Annotated in this window: 20 protein-coding genes; 15 read left to right on the forward strand and 5 right to left on the reverse strand. The window is 30.2% G+C overall.

The window, feature by feature from the left end:
* The first annotated feature begins 82 nt into the window (after nucleotides 1-82).
* Nucleotides 83-550 (forward strand): cyclic pyranopterin monophosphate synthase MoaC, encoded by a 468-nt coding sequence (moaC, locus tag KMP69_RS05180; protein ID WP_214399411.1) that lies wholly within the window; start codon nucleotides 83-85, stop codon nucleotides 548-550.
* Here the strand turns inward: moaC and KMP69_RS05185 are convergent.
* The gene (locus tag KMP69_RS05185; protein ID WP_214399412.1) at nucleotides 547-1,590 is read right to left on the reverse strand and encodes a glycosyltransferase family 4 protein; all 1,044 of its coding nucleotides are present in this window, start codon (nucleotides 1,588-1,590) and stop codon (nucleotides 547-549) included. The genes moaC and KMP69_RS05185 overlap by 4 nt on opposite strands.
* 18 nt (nucleotides 1,591-1,608) lie before the next feature.
* On the opposite strand from KMP69_RS05185, the gene KMP69_RS05190 reads away from it, so the two are divergent.
* From KMP69_RS05190 to ribC, 6 genes are all read left to right on the forward strand, one after another.
* Complete coding sequence (locus KMP69_RS05190) at nucleotides 1,609-2,610, forward strand: AI-2E family transporter (RefSeq protein WP_214399413.1); 1,002 nt, start codon at nucleotides 1,609-1,611, stop codon at nucleotides 2,608-2,610.
* 11 nt (nucleotides 2,611-2,621) lie between these two features.
* On the forward strand, nucleotides 2,622-3,071 hold the full coding sequence (locus tag KMP69_RS05195) for an adenylyltransferase/cytidyltransferase family protein (RefSeq protein WP_214399414.1): 450 nt from the start codon (nucleotides 2,622-2,624) through the stop codon (nucleotides 3,069-3,071).
* A 160-nt stretch (nucleotides 3,072-3,231) separates the two neighbouring features.
* On the forward strand, nucleotides 3,232-4,377 hold the full coding sequence (locus tag KMP69_RS05200) for an ABC transporter substrate-binding protein (RefSeq protein ID WP_214400757.1): 1,146 nt from the start codon (nucleotides 3,232-3,234) through the stop codon (nucleotides 4,375-4,377).
* Between the two features lie 155 nt (nucleotides 4,378-4,532).
* Nucleotides 4,533-5,609, forward strand: coding sequence for an NAD(P)/FAD-dependent oxidoreductase (locus KMP69_RS05205; protein ID WP_214399415.1), 1,077 nt, complete (start codon nucleotides 4,533-4,535; stop codon nucleotides 5,607-5,609).
* A 13-nt stretch (nucleotides 5,610-5,622) separates the two neighbouring features.
* Nucleotides 5,623-6,099 carry a DUF2124 family protein gene (locus KMP69_RS05210; RefSeq protein WP_214399416.1) on the forward strand — a complete coding sequence of 159 codons (477 nt, stop codon included), beginning with the start codon at nucleotides 5,623-5,625 and terminating at the stop codon, nucleotides 6,097-6,099.
* Nucleotides 6,100-6,116: 17 nt separating this feature from the next.
* Nucleotides 6,117-6,587, forward strand: a complete 471-nt coding sequence (gene ribC, locus KMP69_RS05215) for a riboflavin synthase (protein WP_214399417.1) — start codon at nucleotides 6,117-6,119, stop codon at nucleotides 6,585-6,587.
* Between the two features lie 9 nt (nucleotides 6,588-6,596).
* Here ribC and KMP69_RS05220 read toward each other — a convergent pair whose 3' ends face one another.
* Nucleotides 6,597-8,468 (reverse strand): aldehyde ferredoxin oxidoreductase C-terminal domain-containing protein, encoded by a 1,872-nt coding sequence (locus KMP69_RS05220; RefSeq protein ID WP_214400758.1) that lies wholly within the window; start codon nucleotides 8,466-8,468, stop codon nucleotides 6,597-6,599.
* A 168-nt stretch (nucleotides 8,469-8,636) separates the two neighbouring features.
* Between KMP69_RS05220 and wtpA the strand changes: the two genes are divergently transcribed.
* Complete coding sequence (gene wtpA, locus KMP69_RS05225; protein ID WP_214399418.1) at nucleotides 8,637-9,641, forward strand: tungstate ABC transporter substrate-binding protein WtpA; 1,005 nt, start codon at nucleotides 8,637-8,639, stop codon at nucleotides 9,639-9,641.
* A 14-nt stretch (nucleotides 9,642-9,655) separates the two neighbouring features.
* Here wtpA and KMP69_RS05230 read toward each other — a convergent pair whose 3' ends face one another.
* Entirely contained in the window at nucleotides 9,656-10,465 is an 810-nt protein-coding gene (locus KMP69_RS05230) for a sugar phosphate isomerase/epimerase family protein (RefSeq protein WP_214399419.1), read from the reverse strand.
* A gap of 76 nt (nucleotides 10,466-10,541) precedes the next feature.
* Between KMP69_RS05230 and KMP69_RS05235 the strand changes: the two genes are divergently transcribed.
* Nucleotides 10,542-11,447, forward strand: coding sequence for an ADP-ribosylglycohydrolase family protein (locus KMP69_RS05235; RefSeq protein ID WP_214400760.1), 906 nt, complete (start codon nucleotides 10,542-10,544; stop codon nucleotides 11,445-11,447).
* Between the two features lie 45 nt (nucleotides 11,448-11,492).
* Here KMP69_RS05235 and KMP69_RS05240 read toward each other — a convergent pair whose 3' ends face one another.
* Nucleotides 11,493-12,338 (reverse strand): DUF4013 domain-containing protein, encoded by an 846-nt coding sequence (locus KMP69_RS05240; protein WP_214399420.1) that lies wholly within the window; start codon nucleotides 12,336-12,338, stop codon nucleotides 11,493-11,495.
* A 44-nt stretch (nucleotides 12,339-12,382) separates the two neighbouring features.
* Nucleotides 12,383-13,255 (reverse strand): DUF4013 domain-containing protein, encoded by an 873-nt coding sequence (locus tag KMP69_RS05245; RefSeq protein ID WP_214399421.1) that lies wholly within the window; start codon nucleotides 13,253-13,255, stop codon nucleotides 12,383-12,385.
* Between the two features lie 476 nt (nucleotides 13,256-13,731).
* Between KMP69_RS05245 and KMP69_RS05250 the strand changes: the two genes are divergently transcribed.
* The 6 genes from KMP69_RS05250 (at nucleotide 13,732) to vhuB (ending at nucleotide 20,127) form a co-directional block, all read left to right on the forward strand.
* Nucleotides 13,732-15,705: a CoB--CoM heterodisulfide reductase iron-sulfur subunit A family protein gene (locus KMP69_RS05250; RefSeq protein ID WP_214399422.1), complete on the forward strand. Its 1,974-nt coding sequence runs from the start codon at nucleotides 13,732-13,734 to the stop codon at nucleotides 15,703-15,705.
* 221 nt (nucleotides 15,706-15,926) lie between these two features.
* Nucleotides 15,927-16,334 (forward strand): F420-non-reducing hydrogenase iron-sulfur subunit VhuD, encoded by a 408-nt coding sequence (gene vhuD, locus KMP69_RS05255; RefSeq protein ID WP_250543577.1) that lies wholly within the window; start codon nucleotides 15,927-15,929, stop codon nucleotides 16,332-16,334.
* 142 nt (nucleotides 16,335-16,476) lie between these two features.
* Nucleotides 16,477-17,316 (forward strand): F420-non-reducing hydrogenase subunit VhuG, encoded by an 840-nt coding sequence (vhuG, locus tag KMP69_RS05260; RefSeq protein WP_214400761.1) that lies wholly within the window; start codon nucleotides 16,477-16,479, stop codon nucleotides 17,314-17,316.
* A gap of 28 nt (nucleotides 17,317-17,344) precedes the next feature.
* Nucleotides 17,345-18,601, forward strand: coding sequence for a F420-non-reducing hydrogenase Vhu subunit A (gene vhuA, locus KMP69_RS05265; protein ID WP_214399424.1), 1,257 nt, complete (start codon nucleotides 17,345-17,347; stop codon nucleotides 18,599-18,601).
* An 83-nt stretch (nucleotides 18,602-18,684) separates the two neighbouring features.
* Complete coding sequence (vhuU, locus tag KMP69_RS05270) at nucleotides 18,685-18,837, forward strand: F420-non-reducing hydrogenase selenoprotein subunit VhuU (RefSeq protein WP_214399425.1); 153 nt, start codon at nucleotides 18,685-18,687, stop codon at nucleotides 18,835-18,837.
* A gap of 117 nt (nucleotides 18,838-18,954) precedes the next feature.
* Nucleotides 18,955-20,127, forward strand: a complete 1,173-nt coding sequence (vhuB, locus tag KMP69_RS05275; RefSeq protein ID WP_214399426.1) for a F420-non-reducing hydrogenase associated-polyferredoxin VhuB — start codon at nucleotides 18,955-18,957, stop codon at nucleotides 20,125-20,127.
* Nucleotides 20,128-20,152 lie beyond the last annotated feature (25 nt).

Consider the following 20,152-nt stretch of genomic DNA (forward strand, 5'->3'; position numbering starts at 1 on the left):
ATTTTTTGATCAAACTGACTAAACTATTTATCGTATAACTATCCTATCCTAATAATTTAGTTTAAAAAACTGTGGTGATTAAATGCTAACCCATGTTGATGATAAAGGAGTTAAGATGGTTGATATCTCTAAAAAAGAAGATGTTTATAGAGAATGTATTGCTGAAGGTTATATAAAATTAAAACCAGAGACAATTAAATTGATAAAGGAACAAAAAATTAAAAAAGGTAATGTTTTAACTACTGCACAAATAGCTGGAATCTTGGCAGTTAAAAAAACATATGATCTAATTCCAATGTGCCACCCTATACCAATAACTTCAGTAAAAATTGACTTTGAAATATTTGAAGATAGAATAAAAGCAATATGTACTGTAAAAACCACATATAAGACAGGAATTGAAATGGAAGCTTTGACTGGTGTCTCTATAGCTCTATTGACAATTTGGGATATGGTTAAATCTGTTGAAAAAGATGAAAATGGGCAGTATAAAACTGCTGAGATTTTTGGAATAAGTGTTGTTAAAAAAGTAAAAAATACTGAATTCTAAGATAAATTTTCATATATTTCTCTAACACTTTCAGCACATTTTTTCCAAGAGAATTTTTTTGAAAATTTTTCTCCATTCTTACCTAATGTTTTTCTTAAATCCTTATCATCTATCAATTTTTGAATTTTTTCTTTTAAATCTATAATATTCTCTTTTTTAAATAGTAATCCATTGTATCCATCAACAACTACCTCTTTTAAACCACCAACATCCGAAGCAATTACTGGTTTAGAGCAAGCCATTGCCTCAACTGCTACAAGACCAAAACCCTCACTTCTTGAAGGAATTACTAAAAAACTACACTTTCTCATAAATGAAGAGGTTTCATTAAAACTTTTTTTACCTAAAAGTTGAATATTCTCTAATTTATTTTTTATAATATAATCTTCTATTTTTTTATATAATTTACCACTCCCTATAAGTTTAAAATTAAAATCTATATCTTCAATAGCCTTTATTAAAATATCTACTCCTTTTTGTGGCACAAAAGCTCCAACAAATAAACCAAAGTTATTATCGCTCTCATAATATAAATGCTCTCTATTAATTCCATTGTAAATAACTACTGCCTTATCTTTAATTTTATCATTTAGTTGATTTTTTATATAATTACTTACACAGATTATTTTATCTGAATTTTTTACAGCATATTTAAAAAAATATTTTCCTATTGCAGAGTTTTTTAATATTAATGCATCACTGCCGTGAAGAGTTAAAATATGTGGAATGGAAAATTTGTTTTTTAATAATCCCCCTATACATCCTTGCGGAAATGCATAGTGAGAATGAATTATATCAATTTCTTCCTTTTTAATAATTTCTTTTCCTATCTTGTAAGCGTTTATCAAATAACTAATTCCTCTAAATTTTTTAAGATGAGGAACTTTATGAACAATTACATTTTTATATCTGTTTTCTTCAAACTTATCATAGGTTAATATATGGAATTCAATATCCTTTAAATGTCTAACAATATTCTCTACATGTATCGTAATTCCTCCAATGTGTGGGTAGTATATAGTTGGCATTAAAACCTTCATTGGCATCACGGGATAGTTATGAAAGATTCGGAATTTAGAATAATTAGGAAAGCGATAATTATAGGACTGTTGATAATGTTAATTTATATTATTTTTCCATTTATAGATGTTTTAGCTTATTCAGTAGCATTTTCGTATATGGCTTTACCATTGTATAAATTATTAAATAAAAAATTTAGTAAAACTATATCAGCAGGTTTAGCAATTGTTATATTTATTTTACCAATTATGATAATAGGTATTTATACATTAGTTACACTTATAGATATAGCATATTCTTTCAATCCAGAAACTATTGGAAGGTATTTAAATTTTATTTTTAATAATTTATACAACACTCCATTGAATAAATTTATAGACGAACAAACTGTTATAAAATATATTAACGATTTCTTAAAATATTTGATTGGCGTAATTTCTAACAAAATTGTAGATCTTGGATATTTAATAATAAAAGTTATTATGGTTATATTTATAACATTCTACTTCTTAAGAGATGGTGCAAAAATTAAGAATTTAATTGTTTCCTTTATTCCTTACAATTATCGAGAAAAAATGGAAATATATCTCGAATATTTGCATGAATCTTATAAAAATCTATTTATAAGTTGTATCACTATTTCATTGATAATAACTATATTGTCATATATTGGATATAAAATTATAAATGTTCCATATTCAGAACTGTTTGCGGCAGTAACTGGAATATTTGCTCTTCTTCCAATATTAGGAGGATGGATGGTATATATCCCTATAGCCATATATTATTTTTTAAGCCAAGATTATACAAAAGCGATTTTTATCTTTATCTATGGAGAGTTATTTTTATCAATAGCTCCTGATTTTATAATAAGACCTTACTTAGTAAAAAAAGAAGTAGATATACATCCAGTTCTCGTAGTTGTTGCATTTTTAATGGCTCCTCTTTCATTAGGATTTAGTGGGTTTGCCATAGGTCCTTTGGTTGTTGGTGCTTTAAATGCATTTTATTTGGCAAAGTATAGAGACAAAAAAATTTAAAGAGGTAGAATATGAACAAGAAAAAAAGAGTAGTTACTGCTGGAACTTTTGATATTTTGCATCCCGGACATTATGAGCTATTAAAATTTTGTAAGAGTTTAGGTGATGAACTTATAGTTATCGTTGCAAGGGACGAAACCGTTAAAAAAATAAAAGGTAGAACTCCAATAATTCCAGAAGAACAAAGGAGAATAATGGTTGAAGCATTAAAACCAGTTGATAAAGCAATATTGGGAAGTTTAAAAAATAAATTAGAGCCAATATTAGAATTAAAACCAGACATTATTGTTTTAGGACCTGACCAAACAACTTTTGATGAAGAAACTCTAAAAAAAGAACTTGAAAAATATAATTTGCATCCTGAAATAGTTAGATTTAATAATTATGTAAAATGTCCATTTCACAGTTCTTTTGATATAGTTAAAGAAATTATTAGAAGATTTTGTAATAAGGAAATTTAAATTATTTAAATAATTCTTAATTCATCAACTTATCGTAACTAATATATTACAATATATCCATTTTCTTATAAGAATAATCTTATGCAAAAAAATAAAAAATTTTATATATCACATAATTAACATTTTTCTTTTAATGGTATATTGGGGTGATATCGTGAAAATGTCTTATCTTGTAGGAATATTAATATCAATAATATCTCTAATATTTGTAGTATCATTATCTGGATGTGTTCAAAATCAGGAAAGCTCAGGAGTTCCTACATTGACTGTGGCATATTTACCAACAGACCACCATGCAGCGTTATTTGTAGCATGCTACTATCCAGATATATTTAAGAAAAGTTATGGAATATATTTAAAAGAAGTAAAACCTAAGGAAGAATATGAACTATATAAAGATGACAAAAAAATCGCTAATGTAAAACTCGTTATAGTTAAAACTGGTGGAGCAAGTATAATGAATTTAATGTCACAAGGACAAGTTGATGTTGCCTTATTAGGATATCCTCCAGCAATCTTTTATATTGATAGCGGAACAAAGGCAAAGGTTATAATGAACTTGCATACAGAAGGTTCAGCAGTTGTAGTTAGAAATGATATTCCTGTAAACAATTGGAAAGAGTTTATAAATTGGATAAAAGAACAGCATAAAAAAGGTTATCAAGTAAAGATAGGACATCCATTACCAACATCTATTCAATATGTTATGATTAAAGATGCCTTAAAAGCAGAGGGAATAACATACACTGAAAATCCAAACAACAAAAGTGCTATGGTTTATTTAGACAATTGTAAAGGACAAGGAAACATGCCTCAAATGTTATCTCAAAAGCAAATAGATGCAGTAATTGCATGGGAGCCAATGCCTGAAATTATACAAAGTAGAGGTATTGGTAAAGTAATTATATACAGTGGTGATTTACCAAGTGCTACTGGAGGTACATGGGCAAACCACCCATGTTGTTGTGTAGTAGCATCTGAAAACGCATTAACTAACAAAAAAGAAGCAGTTATTACTTTTGCTAAACTCTTAAAAGATGCAACAGATGAAATTAATAAAAATAAAGAGTTGGCGGTAAAAGCATCAGCAAAATGGCTTGGAACTAATATAACAGTTGAGGAATCATCAGTAAAACATATAAAATACGATTATAGATTAGAACCAGTCATTCCAAAAGTTATAAAGTTCGTAAATGCAATGGAATTGCAGGAATTAATTAATGGTAGATTAAAAAATGTCTCTGATAAGGAGGCAGAAAATATAATATTTGATTTAAAAACATATAAAGAAATAATAAATAATTAAAAAATCTTTATCTTTTTTATTTTATATTATATATTCATATATTTGGATGTATTTGAATAACTAATTATGAATCAAAAATTATAAATATTTTTTAATAAGATATATGATTAATAAAAATGTAACTCTTTGGGCTTGTAAAATGTATGGGGGAGATTATGCGTGTAGGGATTATAGGAGCAGGAGTTTCTGGTTCTGTATTATATAGGTTGTTGTACGAAAAAGGTTTCTATATAAATATTTATGACCCATTATTAGTTAGAGGTTGTAAAAGCTCAACCTTTGTATTTTCTAAAAAGAGTGAATATTTACTAGTAAAAAAAATTTTAAAAAAATTAAATATTCACTTTCAAGATTATATTGTTAAAGAGATTAACGAAATAGACATTAATGGAGTTAGTTATTTTTTAAATAAAAAAATTTACATTGTAAATAAACCTAAATTAATTGAAGATTTAGTTCCAAGGACTTTAATCAATCAGAGAGAATTTAAGCCTGCTATTAATAGATTTATTACAAAAGTTAGTACGACAGGGACTATAGTCAGGGAGTTTTCTACAGAAGATGAGGCTAAATATTATGATTTAGTTGTAGATGCCTCAGGAAATGCTAAAGTTCTTCAATTAAATAATAAATCTACAAATGATATTAAAGTATGTCAATTTTTAATAAATTCTTCAAAAAAAATTGATAATATCTTAATTGATAATATAAAAATATCTCATAGAAAACCACTTATAGGTTACTCTTGGGTAATTCCTATAGAAAATGAAATGTATCACATAGGATGTGCTTATTATAAAAATTCCAATAAGTTATTAGATTATTTAACTATCTATGTAAAGAAGATTTTTGGTAATGATTACACTAAAATTTGTTCATGTATCTCAAAAATTAATGGAAACCTATTATTTGAAAGTTTTATAAGTGGTCATTATCAAAAAAAATGTATAGCAAGTATTGGTGAAAGTATAGGATTAGTAAGTCCATTTGGTCATGGTAATGTTTACGCAATTATTTCAGCATATATTCTATCAAAATTCATAAATAAATATGAACCTCGTGAAGGAGTAGTGAAATATAAAAATTATATGTTAAAAAATTTTGACTGGCTAGATAAGGATAAAAAATCTTTAAAGAATCTTAATTTATTAAAGATTACAAAACTACTTAAAGAATACTATAACATCCCTACTCACGAATCTATGAAAATTCTATTTAAGTCTATATATTAAAAATGGTGAAAAAATGTCATCATTATTAAAATTATTAAAAGAAGATGAAGGTTTAACTCCAATGCTAAGAGAGTTTAAAAATCTAATAGATAGTAATAACATAGAAAGTGTTGCATTTGTTGGTTCTATAGGAGTTTGTCAACCATTTGCTGAATTATTTGGATATGCAATAAGAAATAAAGAAGGATATTTTATCCCTAATGGAGATTTGGACAATGTTAAAAAACTTGTTATAAAAGATATAGGAATACAAATGGAGGATTTTAAAAGTTTAAATAAAGTAGATGCTGTTATATTGTTTGGAGGATTAGCAATGCCTAAATACAGGGTTGATGTAAAAAAAATTAAGGGATTAATAAATAAACTATCTCCTAAATTAGTTATTGGAATATGTTTTATGAGTATCTTCCAAAAAGCAGGATGGGATAAAGAAATAAATTTTGACTACTTAATAGATGGATATATAAAAGTTTCTATTTATAAAAAATAAACAATAAGGTGAAAATTTTGACAAAAAAAGTAGGAATAGTTGATACAACATTTGCAAGAGTAGATATGGCTTCTGCAGCTATAAAAAAATTAAAAGAGTTGTCTCCAAACATTAAGATTATTAGAAGAACAGTTCCAGGAATAAAAGATTTGCCTGTTGAATGTAAAAAATTATTGGAAGAAGAAAACTGCGATATAGTAATGGCATTAGGTATGCCTGGAAAGGCAGAAAAAGATAAAGTTTGTGCTCATGAGGCATCATTAGGATTAATGTTAGCTCAATTAATGACAAATAAACATATAATTGAAGTTTTTGTTCATGAAGATGAGGCTAAAGATGATAAGGAATTAGATTGGCTAGCTAAAAGAAGGGCTGAAGAACATGCTGAAAATGTTTATTATCTATTATTTAAACCAGAGTATTTAACAAAAATGGCTGGAAAAGGGTTAAGACAAGGTTTTGAAGATGCTGGACCTGCGAGAGAATAAAATAAAAAATTAATTAATTCTCCAGTCAATCCCTAAAAGTTCAGAATATTTCTCTAAAACTCTTTTAACATATTCATCTACATTATTTTTGTCATCTTCAAATTTTTTAGACCATTCTTCATTGTTATACTCTTTTGCAAGACCTATAATTAAATCTCTAATCCTTTCACTTTCTATTTTAACAGGATATCCTAATTTTTTATTGTATTCACAGATGTCTCTATATAACTTTAAAGAATCTTCTACAATATTCTCTATGCCTAAAAGTTCTTTAGTTAATTCATTTAATATAGGTTTTAACCATCTTCTATGGAATCTACAAATTCCTAAGTTTTCTATTGGTAGTTCTAATTTTATACTATCAACAATTAACTCTGCCAATTTTTCTGGCTCGTTAAATTCTGGTTTGTAATATGTTAAATACCTCCCTTGAATAACCATAGGGATAAAGAATCCAGGAGTCCAGTATAGATTAGGAGCAATTTCTCCCCAGTTACCAAATGGGATATAGGCGGCAAAGTCGTTGAATTTTTTTCCAACTTTATTAACTCTATCTTTATATTTTTCATTTAATATTTTTGATGCCTTTCTTTTTCCAAATGATAATATTTTGTAGATTTCATTTTCTTCTTTAACTAAATTGTGTAAAAATTTTACAGCCTGCTCTGCATTATGCTTAGATATTTCTTTAATATCTTCCTCACTACTTTCAATAATTTTTTTATAGTCAAATATTGGCTTCTTTATCTTTAACTCCTCTTCCTTTAATAATCCCACATCTAAAAGTTCAAAAACCCACGCAATTAAATTTCCTATCTCTATAGCATCAAATCCTAACTCATCTACAGTTTTTGTAACTTTATCAGCCTCATATAAATCAAAGATTCCTAATAATGTCCCATTTGCCGCATATGGCTCATAATCAACTTTATTTCTATTTCTATATTTTTTACATAGAACTGGACAAGGTTCCCCACAGTTAGTCCATTTTTTTGTCTCTATACTTTCTTTGTTGAAAGTTTCAAGATAGTATTTTAATATCCTCTCTAAGATCTTTTTTCTGTCCTCTTTGCTAATATATGGCATCCTCCAATTGAATATTGGAACTTTTTCTTTATATAAAAGCCAGTTATTTCCAAAGGTTCCCCCAGTTTTCGTTTCATCATTATATCTATATTTTTTAGTATGTTCTAATACAACTTTACTCATTGGCTTTTTATAGTAATTTTCAATAATTTCCTTAGCCTTTTCTTTTTTTTCTTTATCTTCCTTTCCATCACCAAAGAATATAATTCCAATGATGTTGTGAGCTCTATATAAAACAGAGCCTCCCCCTCCCCTTGCGGCCCAATCTTCTGAACCTTCAACAAATTTACCATTTCTAACGGTTTGAGAAAATAAACCTCCCATATTTGTTCTTTTTGCTGCCTCTCCAACAACTACACTCCTCATATTCTTATCTTTGTAAAGTTCTAATGCATAGTTGCTAACTTCATAAACTGTCTTTAAGTCCTCTTTAACTTCAATAAAATCAATCTTTAATTGTCCTTCATATTCTATAACTAAAAATGATGGCTTTTCACATCTTCCTATAATACCTACATTGTTTAATCCAGTATTTTTAAACTGGTATCCCGCTCCACCCATTGATGAAAAATAGAACCCATCCCAGAGTGGAGATCTAAAAGAAAATATTAATCTATGCCCACCAATTATTGGCAATCCTCCAATCCCAAAACAAAAGACATTTTTTTCATCATAGACATCATACTTCCATGTCTCAAATTTATTGTGCCAATATAACCCCCAATCTATTGGTAAAATATTTTTCTCTATAATTTCAAACTTTTTGGTTGTAGCGTTTATTAGAGCATTTTTCATAATTCTCATGCCTCGCATTTTTGTAATTTTAATTTTTTCTTCATAAATTATTTTTGTAAATAGTATTAATTTATAAATTTTGTTAATTGAAAATAATAAACATAATATTTAAATATGAAACCAAAATACATTTACTTTTAGAAACCTAATTAAAAAAGGTGAAAATCTATGATAAAAAAATTAATACCAATTGGAATATTCCTAATTATTGGAACAGTTCTATGTGGATGCACTCAGGAAAAAATTGTTTTGAAAGTATTCCACGCTGGAAGTTTGTCAGTTCCTTTTGAAGAGTATGAAAAGATGTTCGAAAAAGAACATCCAAATGTAGATGTTGAAAGAGAACCCGCTGGCAGTGTTGCATGCGTAAGAAAAATAATTGATTTAGGTAAAAAGGCAGATGTTTTGGCATCAGCAGATTACTCATTAATTCCTCAAATGATGATGCCAAAATATGCAGATTGGTACGTTATGTTTGCAAGAAATGAGATAGTTTTAGCATACACTGATAAAAGTAAATACAGTAATGAAATAAATTCAACTAATTGGTATAAAATTTTAGAAAAGCCAGATGTTAAATTTGGATTCTCAAATCCTAACGATGACCCATGTGGTTATAGAAGTCAGATGGTTTTAATGTTAGCCTCAATTTATTACAAGAATCCAAAGATTTATGAGAATTTAATTCTAAAAAATACTAATATTAAATTTAAGGAAGAAAATGGGACATATATAATATTAGTTCCTCCAGATGTTGATTACAACACTAACAGGATATTAATTAGAAGTAAAGAGACAGACTTATTGGCTCCTTTAGAAGCTGGAGCGTTTGATTATCTATTCATTTACAAAAGTGTTGCAAACCAGCATAATTTATCATATGTTGTACTTCCAAAAGAAATAAATCTTGGGTATTATGAATATGCAGACACTTACAAAAAAGTTAGGGTAGATATATTAAGTAAAAACAAGACAATAGTAGGAAAACCAATAGTTTATGGTATGACAGTTCCAAAGAATGCTCCACATAAAGAAATGGGAATAGAGTTTGTTAAGTTTATCTTAGAACATCCAGAAGTTTTAGAAAAGAATGGACAGCCAGCAATAACACCAGCAATTGCTAAAGGTAAGGTTCCAGAGGAATTGAAAGGTTTAGTTAAAATAGAAAATTAATTTATAACTAAAAACTAAATAATACTCTCTAAAAATTCTATATCTTTAATAATTACATCTATTTTTTCTTCTTTTGTTAGTTGATTTTTTTCTAACCTTCTATCATCAATTTCTAAGTTAAACATTCCTTTATAGCCATAATCTATAAGTTGCTTTATATATGGAGTAAAGTCAATTTCAGATTTTATTAATGGAAAGTGGTCTTTTCTATTTACCACTCCAGAAATGTGAGTATGGACAATATAATCAATAACTCTCTCAAAAAAGTCTTCGATGTATTCTTTAGCGTGTGCAAAATCTAAGGTCATATACAATAAATTGTCATATTTTTTTAAAATCCACTCAACTTCTTCTGGATTCCATCCAATTCTATTAATTCTTTTGGGCATATTTTCTAAACATAATATTATGTTTTTATCAATTGCCACTTCTAATGATTTATCTAAATATTTAAAAAATGCTTCAAATTCTTCATCTGTTGGAGGTCTGTTAGTTGGTCTCTTTCCGGGGTGTAGAGTTATTAACTTACACTTATAAAATTTAGCCAATTCAATACTCCAAAGTGTCTCTTTTATAACTGCTTCTCTAACGTAGGGATTTAAAGAGGATGGATTTAATTCAATGTGTGGATTATGTAATGCTACATCAAATTTAAGAAACTCTCTTCTAAGTTCAGTTATATAATCTAAATCAAATCTATTGTCCCAAAAATCAGGATTTTCTGGAAAAAATTCCATACATTTTACTCCAATTTCTTTAAATATATCAAATATCTCAACCATAGGATATTCCCAAAAAAATAAAGTTGATACACCAATTTTCATATTGCCCACCTAAAATATTTTTAATTATAATAATACAATATGGTGGATAAATGTATAATAATGTATGGTTGAGAATATGGATAAGATGAAAGATAAAGTATTTGGTTGCGTTTTTGGGGCTGTTATTGGAGATGCCTTAGGAATGGCTACTGAAGGATTAAAAAAAGAGGAGATAAAAAAGATTTATGGAATTGTAGATGATTATGTTGAGCCAAAAAATTATTTAGCAGGAAAATGTGAAAAAGGAGAATGGACTGATGATACAGAGCAGGCTATTTTTATTATCAAAAGTTTAAATAAAAATGGTGTTGATATAAAAAAATTTGCAGAATATTTAATAAAGTGGGGTAATAAAAATCCTCCTCACATTGGATTAACATCTTTAAAGGCAATTAAAAAATTAAAAAACAATGATTTTTCTGGAATAGATAGCCCAACATGTGGAGCGGCAATGAGGGTTTATCCAATCGCTATTTTATATTATGACAATTTAGAGAAATTAAAAGAAGAAATTATAAAGGTTTCAAAGATAACCCACAATAATAAGGAGGCAATTGCTGGCTCTTTGGCAATTGCGTTTTTTGTAAGTAGTGCTTTAAAAGATAAAAAAGATTTTAATTTGTTGGAGGAATGCTATAATTTTATAAAAGAGGTTGATGAAAATTTTGCTAAAAGATTATTAAAGATTAAAGAATTTAATGATATTGATTCACTTTATAACTACTTTGGAACTGGTGTTTTAACGAGAGAAGTAGTTCCCTCAGCTATAGGGACATATCTACTGACAGATAATTTTAAAGAGGGAATGATTAAATGCATAAATGCTGGAGGAGATACTGACAGTTTAGCCTCTATGTATGGAGCAATATCTGGAGCATACTTTGGTTTTAAAAATATTCCAAAAAAATGGATAGATAATTTAAAAAATAAAGAATTTATTTTTAATTTGGCTAAATATTTATATAATCTTAAATTTGGTTAAAAGTTGTTTTTTATTATTTTATATTGATTATTTTTATGATTATTTTTATTCTAATTCTTCAATTTTGTCTTTATAATATAAAGCAATTGCTCTCTTTGAGAATACCTCCATAAAAAATCCAACAAAACTGGAAACAATTGTTGAAATTAATTTAATAATAATCATTGGCGTTGAGGGGATATATTCATAATAGAATGAAGGTGTCTGTGCCGCATAGAGCATATAAACTATAATGAACGGAGATGACACAATAAGTAATACAATTACTGTTATAATTACTACAAGAATTAATAAAACAACATATTTTAAAGACATTAACTTAAATATTTTCTTAAACTCAAAAAATCCAAAGAATCCTTTAACAGAAAAATTAACCTCTGCGAGATATGAATATAATATAAAGAGAATAATTAATAGTATCATTAACAGTAACGAAATTAACAGTAATGGTAATCCTATAATTCCACTACTATCTATAGCCATAGCGAATATTCCAATAATAAACAAAATAATCAATGGTAACATAAAAATAATTACTAAAATAAGCGTTCCTATTGTATATAAAAATCCTTTTACGAGTAAATCAGATATATTATTCCATTCTGGCAAAGTATTGGAACCTTCAACTGTTGTTTTCATAACTCTAATATAATAACCATCTACTAAAAATCCAACTATTAAACCAATCAAAAACCCAATTGACGATAATATCAAAAGAGTCGTAAATTTTTCTAAATAAACACCTTCCATCATTCCTGGTTCAATAACTATTGATACAAAGACACTCAACGCCCCAGATATAGCGTATAATAAACCTCCAACTAATCCTTTTTTTATATCTGAGAAAGCATATCTAAATGCATCTGAAATATAGTCCTCTAATTTTCTCATAATTCATCCTCCAAATTTTTTAATTAAAATTAAAAAGTAAAAATTTATGAAATATTTTCTTCAACTTTGTCTTTGTAGTATAAAGAATAAGCTCTTTTTGAAAAAAGGGACATAAAGAATCCTACGAATCCTGTAACTGCATAAGAAATTAAATCAACTATAAGCATTGGCATCGATAAAGTGGATGTTAAATTATATGGTGAGTATTTTATCGAAGAAAATAAAAACATATACTTTACAAAGGCAAAAAATGAATATATTACTGCATTAATTATGAAAGTTATTACCATAATAAGAATTACTAAGATAATATACTTTATTGACATTAATCTAAATATCCTTTTAAACTCAAAAAATCCTAAAAAGCCCTTAACTGAGTAATTAACCTCTGCGAGGGGGGTGTAGAATACATAAACAATAAAGAATGGGATACTTATAACTAATGAAGCAAACAATAGAATTAATCCATTTCCTATATTATGCTGTGTAATTATATAATATGCCCCAATTATTAGAAGTATAATCAACGGTAGTAAGAATATAACCAATAATATAAAAACTCCAACAGCATATAGAAATCCTCTTATAAGTAAATCAGTAATATTACTCCACTCTGGTAATTCATTAGAACCCTCAACGGTTGTTCTCATAACTCTAACATAATAACCATCTACTAAAAATCCAACTATTAAACCAATTAAAAATATTATTAAAGTGATTCCAAAGAACATCGTTAATTTTCCTCCAAAATTATGATAACTCATAGACATAGGATTTATTAATCGTGCAAATACTACAGAAATTAAAACACCTAAAGTCCCAGAGATTGCATATAAAAATCCCCCAACCAATCCTTTTTTTATATCAGAAAAAGCATACTTAAATGCTTCGGATATATATTCATCTATCTTTCTCATTTCAACCCCCCAAAATTTTAAAATGAGTTTATAATTTAAATAATAATTTTTAAATATTTTCAAATATTTATCATTTACTATTTTCACTATATTAATCAATATATTTAAATAAATAAATGAAGATTTGTATAAAAAATTATGTGGGGGAGGGGTGTGTATTCTGTAAATTGTGTTTAATCATTCTAAAAAGGCGCTGGTTATCAGCGATGGGGTGGGGGAGCCCATCACTATCCCACCAGCGCCGAACATAGTAATTAATATTTCCCATATATAAAGTTTTCTATTAAAAACATTTAAACATAGGTAAAAAATATTTTAATATTATTACGAGTTTTGGTTAAGTTAGATTTAAAAAAGCTTAATTAGTAAATTTATTAAACAATTTAATATCTTCCATTAGGCATTTTAAGAATATACATTTTTATAGGGTGCCGTATAATTAACTATTTGTGATTTCTATTCTTGGAGGTGAATCTATGTCCCCAAGAGTTGGGGTATTTGTCTGTTATTGTGGATCTAACATTAATGGTGTTGTAGATTGTGAGGCAGTTAGAGATTTTGCAGAAAAATTAGATGGAGTTGTTGTTGCTAAAACATATCCTTTTATGTGTGCTGATCCAGGTCAAAACTTGATTAAAGAATGTATAAAGGAATATAACTTAGATAGGATCGTTGTAGCTGCATGTACTCCAAAGATCCACGAGCCTACTTTTAGAAATTGTATAAAAGAAGCAGGGTTATCTCCATATTACTTGGAGTTCGTAAATATTAGAGAACAGTGTGCATTTGTACATATGAATGATCCAGAAAAAGCTACTAAAAAGGCAATGGAGTTAGTTGCAGGAGGTGTAGAAAGAGCTAAGAAATTAGAAGATGTTCCTCAAAAAGTTGTTAATGTAGATAAATCTTGCCTTATAATTGGAGGAGGTATTGCAGGAATCCAGGCAGCTCTTGACTTGGGAGATCAAGGTTATAAAGTATATTTAGTAGAGAAAGAGCCATCAATTGGAGGAAGGATGGCTCAACTTGCTAAGACATTCCCAACTGATGACTGTGCTATGTGAATTTTGGCTCCAAAGATGGTTAGCGTTGCAAACCACCCCAATGTTGAGCTCATAACCTATGCCGAAGTTAAAAATATCGAAGGATACATCGGAAACTTTGAAGTTACAATTGAAAAAAAGCCAAGATATGTTGATGAAAATATTTGTACTGGATGTGGAGCCTGTGCCGCAGTTTGTCCAATTGAAGTTCCAAATGAGTTTGATTTAGGATTAGGTACAAGAAAAGCAATTTATGTTCCATTTGCTCAGGCAGTTCCATTGGTATATACAATAGATATGGAACACTGTATAAGATGTGGACTCTGTGAAAAAGCTTGTGGCCCTGGAGCTATAAGATACGATCAAAAACCAGAAGAGATTAAATTGAAAGTAGGAACAATAATCTGTGCAGTAGGTTATGATGAATTTGATGCAACATTAAAAGAAGAGTATGGATATGGAGTTTATGATAATGTCATAACAACATTAGAATTAGAGAGGATGATTAACCCCGCAGGTCCTACTGGTGGGCATGAAATAAGACCAAGTGATGGAAAGCATCCTCATAGAGTAGTATTTATACAGTGTGTAGGTTCAAGAGATGCTAAAGTTGGAAAACCATACTGTTCAAGAATTTGCTGTATGTTTGCCTTAAAGAACGCTCAGTTACTTAAACAGCATGACCCTAATACTGAAGTTTATATCTGCTATATGGATATCAGGGCTTTCGGTAAAGGATATGAAGAATACTATAGAAGAGCTCAGGAACAGTTTGGAGTTAAGTTCATTAGAGGAAGACCAGCATGCATAATGGAAGATCCAGAAACAAAGAACTTAATTGTTAGAGTAGAAGATACATTGTTAGGAGAAATTGTAGAAATTGAAGCTGATTTAGTTGTATTGTCAGCAGGATTATCACCAAGACCAGACAATCCAAAATTAGCAAAAATGCTTGGTATAGAATTAAGTCCAGATGGATTCTTCAAAGAATTACATCCAAAGTTAGCTCCAGTAAATACAAAAGTTGATGGTGTAGCAATTGCAGGAGTTGCTCAAGGACCAAAAGACATTCCAGATACAGTTGCTCAAGCGAAAGGGGCTGCAAGTGCAGTGTCAATACCAATGGCTCAGGGAGAGTTTAAGATTGAGATGATTAGAGCAGTTGTTGATGAAGATATTTGTGGAGGATGTGAAGTTTGTGCTAAAATGTGTCCATATAATGCTATAACTTATGTAGAAAAAGATGGACATAAAGTAGCTCAAGTTAATGATGTTGCCTGTAAAGGTTGTGGAGCATGTGCTGGAGCATGTCCAAGTGGTGCTATGCAGTTGAGATATTACAGAGATGAGCAAATAATTTCATTTATTGATGGAGTATTAGAGGCTCACCAAAAATTAGAGAGTTAAAAAGGCACAGGCTCCACATCTATCCATATAAATATGGCATAGGTTATGAGCTCAACATTGGGGGTAGATAAATACCAAATGAGGCACCATCCGAAGGCTTTTTGCCAGGATGGTGCTGATGGGAGGGCATGTGCCCGTAATTATCTCTTTCTAATTTCTCTTTACTAATTTAATAGATCACTATTTAAAACTAATAAAATTCAAATTATAAGGGGATGTGTATGAGTGATCCAATAATAATTGCATTCTGTTGCTATCAATGAGGATATGGGGCTGCAGATTTAGCGGGAACCAGTAAAATGCAATACCCTGCAACCGTAAGAATCGTTAGGCTCCCTTGCACAGGTAAGTTTGACATTACTTATGCATTAAGGGCCTTCCAAAAGGGAGCCGATGCCGTTATGGTTGTAGGATGAAAGAAAGGAGAGTGTGCCTACGAAACAGGGAACTTTAAAGCTGAAGAGAGGGTTAGGTTCGCTAAACAATTGTTAGACGAATTAGGAATTTGTGGAGAGAGAATTGAAATGTTTTTCATGACAGCAGCTGAAGCAGACAAATTTGTAGCTGCAGCTAATGAAATGACTGAAAGAGTTAAAAAGTTAGGACCTAACCCTCTCAAAGCTCAGTAAAGCCGGAGATTAAAGGGATGAGTTCTCTCGGGAACCCGAAAGGGACCGAGAGAACAACCGCCCCTATGTGAGGGGTTCTCCGGCAATTTAAATAAAATTTTTTAAAGTTTTTAGGGTGATTACCTTGGCAGTTAAAGTTGGAATGATACAGTTATGTGGATGTTCAGGATGCCACATATCATTGTTAGACTTACATGAAAAGTTATTAGAAGTATTGCCAAATTTAGAGATTGTCTATGCCCCAATAATTGCAGATCCAAAAGAAATTCCTGAAGGAATAGATGTATTTTTAGTTGAGGGTGGAGTTAGGAATGAGCATGATGAACATCTACTTCATGAAATAAGAGAAAAATCAAAAATTGTTATTGCTTGGGGGACATGTGCCGCTTATGGAGGTATTCCAGGATTGGCTAACTTATACACAAAAGAAGAATTATTAAATACGGTATATTCAACTGATTCAACTGAAAATAAAGGAGAAATTCCTTCTGAAGAAATTCCTCCTTTAACAGAATATGTTAAGCCAATAAGTGATTACATAAAAGTCGATTATGTAATTCCAGGATGCCCACCAACACCAAAAATGATCGCTGATGCCATTATAGCTTTATTGAATGGAGAAGAGCCTAAATTACCAACAAAAATTGTATGTGATGAATGTCCAAGAAAGAAAGAAAATGTATTCCCAGAGAAGTTTAAGAGGACATTTGAAGGAAAGCCAGATCCAGAAAAATGTCTTTTTGAGCAAGGTTACACATGTTTAGGATTCGCTACAAGAGCTGGTTGTGGGGCAAAGTGTCCTAAGGCAGGAGTTCCTTGTAGAGGATGTTATGGAAAGACAGATAAATCCTTAGATTTAGGTGCAAATGCGGCAAATGTTTTGGCTAACGCTGGAGAAGCCGCTTTAGAAATATCTGATAAAGTAGCTCTATTAAATAGATTTACATTAGCATCTGCGTTAATTAATAGAAAGGTAAAATAATTTAAATAAACTAAACAAGGGTGAATTTATGGGGAAAATAGTAATTGAACCCCTATCAAGGTTGGAAGGTCACGGAAAAGTAACTATAACTTTAGATGAAAATGGTAATCCTAAGGATGTTAAATTACATATAACTGCATTAAGAGGTTTTGAGCAATTTGTTGTAGGAAGACCAGCTGAGGAAGTGCCAAGAATCGTTCCAAGGATCTGTGGAATTTGTCAAACTCCTCACCATTTAGCAAGTGTTAAGGCTGTTGATAACGCTTGGGATGTAGAAATTCCTGAGCCAGCAAAAAAATTAAGAGAATTAATGAACATTGGTAATATAATTCATAGTCATGCTTTGCACTTCTACTTTTTAGCAGCTCCTGACTTTGTACTTGGAGTAGATGCTGATCCTAAGATAAGAAATGTAATAGGAGTTATAGACAAAGCTCCTGAAGTTGCTAAGCAGGCAATTGAATTGAGAAAATTTGGACAGAAAATTGTTGAAATGATTGGAGGAAAAGCAATTCATCCAGTTACTGGAATTCCAGGAGGGCAAGCAAAAAGATTAACTGAGGAAGAGAGAGATGAGCTACTAAAAGATATAGATAGAATGATAGAATATGCCAAAAATGGAGTAGAATTAATAAAGAAATTAAACGAACAGTATATGGACTTAATAAAAACATTAGGAGTTATAGACACATGGTATTTGGGTTTAGTTAAAGATGGAAAACATAATGTTTATGATGGAACTTTAAGATTCTTATCTCCTGATGGAAAAGAGAAAGTAGAATTTAAACCTAATGAATATTTAGATTATATTGGGGAACATGTAGTTTCATACAACTATGTTAAGCATCCATTTTATAAAAAAGTTGGATATCCTGAAGGAATTTATAGAGTAGGCCCATTATCAATGTTAAATGTCTGTAATTCAATGGAAACTGATTTAGCTGAAGAATATAGAAAAGAATTCTTTGATATTTTTGGATTTCCAGCAAATCAATCATTAGCATATCATCATGCAAGATTAATAGAACTTGTTAAGGCGTGTGAAAAAGCAAAGATATTGTTAGAAGATAATGACATAACGTCTGATGATATAAAAGCAGAGGTAGAACCTAAAGCAGGAAACGGTGTAGGGGTAGTATATGCCCCAAGAGGGGTTTTAATACACAATTATGAAACTGATGAGAATGGAATTGTTGTTAAGGCAAACATGATAGTAGCATCAACGCATAATGTTCCTACAATGGAAAAAGCAATTCAACAGGCAGCTAAAGAAATATTTAAATAAAACTTTTTGGAAAATTTAGAATTACGCTCATCCTATTTATCTTATTACCATTTTAATATAGTATAATAATTGTGGTGATGAGTATGGCTGAAAAAAGCACAGTAAAAGTTGATGAGGCTAAATTAAACTTAATAGAGATCGTTTTAAGAGCATATGATCCTTGATATTCATGTGCGGCACACATAATAGTAAAAGATAAGAAAGGAGAAAAAATTATTGAAGTTATAAAAGAATAAGCTCACAACCGAACCCTTTTGGGAGGTTGTGAGCTATTATCCCCTTACGCATGGGGATTATGCTAAAATCCTTTTAGGGGTTTTAGCTCAAAATCTTTTGAGGAGGATGTGATAATTATGAGCATAACCATACAAAAAGAAGCATGTTTAGTGTGCTATGCATGCCAAGCAGAATGTCCGACAAAGGCGATAGATATAGACAGTTTTAAAGTGTGTAATTTATGTATGCAGTGTGTCAATGTATGCCCGACAGGGGCGTTAGTAGAGGAAGAGATAGAGATTGAAGGAAAAACCGCGAAGAGAGTTAATTACTTAGCTCATAAGTGTGAGAAGTGTGGGCAATGTGCGGAGGTATGTCCTGTAGGGATTAAGAAGGTTGATGATAAATTTCCATATTCAAAAGGACATTGCGTTTTATGTCAAAAATGTATAGAAGTTTGTCCAATTGAAATAATCTCCTTACCAGGGATTATAGACAAACCTAAAAAAGAAGTTAAAGCTCCAAAAGAACCTATAGCGGTTACAGACGCTTGTGTTGGCTGTGGAATCTGTGTTCCAGAGTGTCCTGTAGATGCAATAACACTAAAAGATAACAAGGCAGTTATTGATAAAAGCAAGTGTATTTACTGCAGTATTTGTGCCCAAACATGTCCATGGAATGCGATATTTGTAGCGGGTAAGATACCTAAGAAGAGAAGAAAAGAAGTTAAGAAATTTGATGTTGATGCAGAAAAATGTATTTACTGTCTAAAGTGTGTTGAAATCTGTCCAGGAGATATGATTAAGGTTGATGAGGAAAATATGGTTGTTGTTCCACCAAAATCATGTCCCGCTTGTAAGCTGTGTGTAAATATCTGTCCAGTCGATGCTTTAGAGTTGGATGTTAAATTAGCCTCTCCACATCCGATAACTGATGAAGGTTTAGTTATTGTAGAAGAGGATTTCGATGTATTGAAGAAATGTGCTTCTGTCTGTCCTACTGAGGCAATAGTCGTAGATGAAGAGAAGAAAGAAGTTAGAATGTGTATCGTTTGTGGAGCATGTACTGTAGCTTGCCCAACTGGTGCTTTAAAGTTGGGTAAAATAGAACATAATGGTAAGGAATACAACAGAATCGAATTCAGCCCTTACCTATGTGATAAATGTGGAAAATGTGTCGAAGTCTGCCCAATGAAGACACTAAGACTCACTAAGAGTAAAAAACTTCCATTAAAAGGTTACTGCGTAATGTGCCTCCTCTGCCTCTCCTGCGCTGAGGCTGAAAAAAAGAATGTTTTAACACTTAAGTAAATAGAATAATATATAATTTAGGTGA

It is taken from the genome of Methanocaldococcus lauensis, assembly GCF_902827225.1.
GTDB lineage: Archaea > AGJL01 > Methanococci > Methanococcales > Methanocaldococcaceae > Methanocaldococcus > Methanocaldococcus lauensis.

Coding starts and splice junctions, on each gene's coding strand:
- KMP69_RS05240 (WP_214399420.1), bottom strand. CDS start 12,338: ATGAGAAAATTAGAGGACTATATTTCAGATGCATTTAGATATGCTTTC.
- KMP69_RS05200 (WP_214400757.1), top strand. CDS start 3,232: ATGTCTTATCTTGTAGGAATATTAATATCAATAATATCTCTAATATTT.
- vhuA (WP_214399424.1), top strand. CDS start 17,345: ATGGGGAAAATAGTAATTGAACCCCTATCAAGGTTGGAAGGTCACGGA.
- KMP69_RS05195 (WP_214399414.1), top strand. CDS start 2,622: ATGAACAAGAAAAAAAGAGTAGTTACTGCTGGAACTTTTGATATTTTG.
- KMP69_RS05245 (WP_214399421.1), bottom strand. CDS start 13,255: ATGAGAAAGATAGATGAATATATATCCGAAGCATTTAAGTATGCTTTT.
- KMP69_RS05235 (WP_214400760.1), top strand. CDS start 10,542: ATGGATAAGATGAAAGATAAAGTATTTGGTTGCGTTTTTGGGGCTGTT.
- vhuB (WP_214399426.1), top strand. CDS start 18,955: ATGAGCATAACCATACAAAAAGAAGCATGTTTAGTGTGCTATGCATGC.
- KMP69_RS05220 (WP_214400758.1), bottom strand. CDS start 8,468: ATGAAAAATGCTCTAATAAACGCTACAACCAAAAAGTTTGAAATTATA.
- KMP69_RS05185 (WP_214399412.1), bottom strand. CDS start 1,590: ATGAAGGTTTTAATGCCAACTATATACTACCCACACATTGGAGGAATT.
- KMP69_RS05230 (WP_214399419.1), bottom strand. CDS start 10,465: ATGAAAATTGGTGTATCAACTTTATTTTTTTGGGAATATCCTATGGTT.
- vhuG (WP_214400761.1), top strand. CDS start 16,477: ATGATACAGTTATGTGGATGTTCAGGATGCCACATATCATTGTTAGAC.
- KMP69_RS05210 (WP_214399416.1), top strand. CDS start 5,623: ATGTCATCATTATTAAAATTATTAAAAGAAGATGAAGGTTTAACTCCA.
- KMP69_RS05190 (WP_214399413.1), top strand. CDS start 1,609: ATGAAAGATTCGGAATTTAGAATAATTAGGAAAGCGATAATTATAGGA.
- KMP69_RS05205 (WP_214399415.1), top strand. CDS start 4,533: ATGCGTGTAGGGATTATAGGAGCAGGAGTTTCTGGTTCTGTATTATAT.
- wtpA (WP_214399418.1), top strand. CDS start 8,637: ATGATAAAAAAATTAATACCAATTGGAATATTCCTAATTATTGGAACA.
- moaC (WP_214399411.1), top strand. CDS start 83: ATGCTAACCCATGTTGATGATAAAGGAGTTAAGATGGTTGATATCTCT.